Origin of the sequence: Paracoccus versutus (assembly GCF_000763885.1) — a bacterium.
Taxonomy (GTDB): domain Bacteria; phylum Pseudomonadota; class Alphaproteobacteria; order Rhodobacterales; family Rhodobacteraceae; genus Paracoccus; species Paracoccus versutus.
In genome coordinates this window covers 1-3,152 of sequence record NZ_JRKO01000131.1, presented here as the reverse complement: position 1 = coordinate 3,152, position 3,152 = coordinate 1, and the positions used below count along the sequence as shown (strand labels likewise).

2 protein-coding genes are annotated in these 3,152 nt (G+C 71.8%); both read left to right on the top strand.

Going from position 1 to position 3,152, the window contains the following annotated elements:
• The coding region (locus IT40_RS26095; protein ID WP_243700168.1) for an efflux RND transporter periplasmic adaptor subunit at positions 1-1,209 on the top strand (1,209 nt) is incomplete at its 5' end.
• Position 1,210: 1 nt separating this feature from the next.
• Positions 1,211-3,151, top strand: a complete 1,941-nt coding sequence (locus IT40_RS26090; RefSeq protein ID WP_036761380.1) for a MacB family efflux pump subunit — start codon at positions 1,211-1,213, stop codon at positions 3,149-3,151.
• Position 3,152: the final 1 nt, after the last annotated feature.

The window sequence follows — 3,152 nt, the reverse complement described above, 5'->3', positions numbered from 1 at the left end:
CCGATGCGCCAGCCCTTAGCCCTTGCCCTGACCGCCGTGGCGCTGGTCGCCGTTCTGGCCGGCGTGGCCGGGCTTACCGAGGGCAAGTCCGCGACCCCCGGCTACATGAGCGCGCCGGTCGCGCGGGGCGACATCGAGATGGCGGTTCTGGCGGAGGGGCGGCTGAAGCCCTCGAGCCTGGTGGCGGTGGGGGCGCAGGTCTCGGGGCGGATCACCGAACTGGCGGTCCGGCTGGGCCAGCGGGTGGAACAGGGCGACCTGATCGCCCGGATCGACTCGGTCCAGCAGGCGAACGAATTGCGCACCGCGCAGGCGGCGCTGGCCAATCTCAGCGCGCAGATGGCCGAGCGGCAGGCGGTGCTGGCGCTGGCGGAAAAGACGCTGGAGCGGTCGGAAAACCTGATCCGCTCGGCCGCGGTCGCGCGCAGCACCATCGACAGCGCCCAGCAGGACGTCGCGGTGGCCCGCGCCCAGATCACCGCGCTCCAGGCGCAGATCGCCCAGGCCGAGGTCGCGATCGAGATCGCCCGGACCGACCTCGACTATACCCGCATCACCGCGCCCACTGCCGGCACGGTGCTGGCCATCGTCAGCCAGGCCGGGCAGACGGTGAACGCGGTGCAGTCCTCGCCCACCATCGTCGTGCTGGGGCAGCTGGACCGCATGGAGGTGCATGCCGAGATCTCGGAAGCCGACATCGGCAAGGTCCGGCCCGGCCAGCAGGTGCGCTTCACCCTGCTCGACGACAGCGGCCGCAGCTATCGCGGCGTGCTGGCCTCCATCGCCCCGGCGCCGCAAAGCATCGTCAACGACAGCGCCATCCAGGGCGGCGCCAGCACCGACAGCAGCAGCGGCGCCATCTATTACACCGGCATCGTCCCGGTCGAAAACCCCGACGGGCACCTGCGCAGCTACATGACGGCGCAGGTCAGCATCGTCCTGGGCGCGGCGCAGGACGTGCTGACCATCCCGTCGAGCGCGCTTGGCCGGCGCAACCCGGACGGCAGCCACCAGGTCCGGGTGCTGGCCGCGGGCGGCGGCATCCAGACCCGCGACGTGGTGATCGGGCTCAACGACAAGGTGGTGGCCGAGGTGGTCTCGGGCCTCGACGAGGGCGAGCAGGTGGTGACCGGCGAACAGGGCAGCGCCCCGGCGGCGGGCGCGGCCCCCCGCAGCAGCCGGCGCATGATGGGCCCGCTGGGTGGCTGAGATGGGATCCCCGCTGATCCGGCTGCGCGGCATCGCGCGCGAATACCCCTCGGGCGAGGGGGTGCTGCGCGTGCTCAAGGACATCGACCTCGACATCGCCCAGGGCGAATTCGTCGCCGTCATGGGCGCCTCGGGCTCGGGCAAGTCGACGCTGATGAACATCCTGGGCTGCCTCGACCGGCCCAGCTCGGGCAGCTACCTCTTGGACGGGCGCGAGGTGGCGCAGCGCGATCCGGGCGAGCTGGCGGCGCTGCGCCGCGAAACCTTCGGCTTCATCTTCCAGCGCTACCACCTGCTTTCCGAGATGACGGCGCTGGGGAATGTCGAGGTGCCGGCGATCTATCGCGGCCTGCCGCGCGAGGCGCGCCGCGCCCGCGCCCGCGACCTGCTGGACCGGCTGGGCCTGGGCGACCGGCTGGGCCACCGGCCGGGCCAGCTTTCGGGCGGCCAGCAGCAGCGGGTCTCGATCGCCCGCGCGCTGGTCAACGACGCCCGCGTGATCCTGGCCGACGAGCCGACGGGCGCGCTCGACAGCCGCAGCGGCGACGAGGTGCTGGGCATCCTGGAACGGCTGAACGCCGAGGGCCGCACCGTCATCATCGTCACCCACGACCCCAAGGTCGCCGCCCGCGCCCGCCGCGTGGTCGAGATCGCCGACGGCCGCATCATCGCCGACCGCCGCAGCGATGCGCCCGCCGAGCCCGCGCGGCTGGCCGCCTTGCCGCCCGCCCGCGCCGCCGCCCCGGTGCTGGGCCGGCTGGCCGAGGCGCTGCGCATGGCGGTGCTGGCCATGCGCGCCCACAAGCTGCGCAGCTTCCTGACCATGCTGGGCATCATCATCGGCATCGCCTCGGTCGTGTCGGTGGTGGCGCTTGGCGAGGGCTCGCGCCAGCGCGTGCTGCAGAATATCGCCGGGCTGGGCACGAACACGCTGCAGATCTATCCCGGCCGGGATTTCGGCGACATGCGCTCGGGGCGGGTGACGACGCTGGTCACGGCCGACGGCGCGGCGCTGGCGCGCCAGCCCCATGTCGCCTCGGTCAGCCCGACGGTCAGCAGCGCGCAGACCCTGCGCCACGGCGCGACCGAGGCCAGCGCCCAGATCAGCGGCGTGGGCGAGCAGTATTTCGACGTGGCCGGCGTCGCGCTGACCCAGGGCCGCGGCTTCGACGCAAGCGACGTGGCGGAGATGGGCCAGAACGTCGTCATCGACGAGAGCACCCGCCAGAGCCTGTTCGGCGAGGGCGCGGCGCTGGGGCAGGTCTTCATGGCCGGCAAGGTGCCCTTGCGGGTGATCGGCGTGGCCGAGGCGCAGAACCGCGGCCCCGGCGGCTCCACCAGCCTGACGGTCTATGCGCCCTATACCACGGTGCAGGCGCGCTACCTGGGCTCGACCAGCGTCAGCGGGCTGACGCTGCGCGTCGCCGACGAGGTGGACATGGCGCTGGCCGAGCAGATGGTCTCGGACCTGCTGGTCCGGCGCCATGGCGGCAAGGATTTCTTCATCGTCAACAACGACCAGATCCGCCAGACCATCACCTCGACCACGCAGACGCTGACGCTGCTGGTCGCGGCCATCGCGGTGATCTCGCTGCTGGTGGGCGGCATCGGGGTGATGAACATCATGCTGGTTTCCGTGACCGAGCGCATCGGCGAGATCGGGCTGCGCATGGCGGTGGGTGCGCGGCGCGGCGACATCCGCGCGCAATTCCTGATCGAGGCGGTTCTGGTCTGCGTCATCGGCGGCGCGGCGGGCATCCTGGCGGCGCTTGGCTTCGGCCTGGCCTTCGAGCGGCTGAGCAGCAATTTCACCCTGGTCTATTCGCCCCTCTCCATGGTCGCCGCCCTGGCCAGCGCCTGCGGCATCGGCCTGATCTTCGGCTACCTCCCAGCCGTCAACGCCGCAAAGCTCGAACCCGTAACAGCACTCGAAAAAGGGTGAG

What these genes read in the sequence shown, in the direction of transcription:
- IT40_RS26090 (WP_036761380.1), top strand. Translation starts at nt 1,211, where the DNA reads ATGGGATCCCCGCTGATCCGGCTGCGCGGCATCGCGCGCGAATACCCC.